Here is a 525-nt window from a genome sequence, read left to right as displayed (position 1 = left end):
CGAAGTTGATGAACATCGCCAACTGGCTGATTTCACACGGGCTCGCTAACGCTTGCATCGTCGGACGACGTTTACGCAGTGCAAAGGTATTTCGTAAGTCACTCACCATTTGGTAAAACTTATCAATATCTAGCTGTGCTTCACGCACCACGGCATGCAAACGCGTAGATTCAGTGATGAGGCCATTAAAGAAAGCCCACGAGACCAGTTTGCTCAAGTACTCGTGATGCTCAAGACATGGCTGACCAAGAATGCGATGTGCGATCAATGGTTGCTTGTAGAGATACCAACCCGACTTGTTCACCCCACCTTCTTTAACTTCGATGAAGCTCAAATCTGGTTCATGTAAATCAGGGGAAATTTGTGGGTTCAGCAACGTCACTTTGCCCGGCAACACTTCAAACGCAGCGTACAACTTACGCGCAAGAATGCTGATGTCTTGCGGGCTGATCGCGGATGTGATGTCGTTGCGACGCGCAAACTGAATCAAGTTACGGTAGCTCTGCATCAATGCATCAAGCAACG

Annotated in this window: 1 protein-coding gene; it reads right to left on the bottom strand. The window is 48.4% G+C overall.

Features of this window, described 5'->3' with window-relative positions; translation table 11 throughout:
* Positions 1-525 (bottom strand): class I adenylate cyclase (locus tag R8O11_RS31090; protein WP_318195373.1); only part of this gene is annotated, 525 nt, incomplete at both ends.

Source organism: Vibrio sp. 1288, assembly GCF_033344475.1.
Note: the sequence above shows the minus strand (reverse complement) of the source record. Positions and strands in the feature narration are given on the sequence as shown.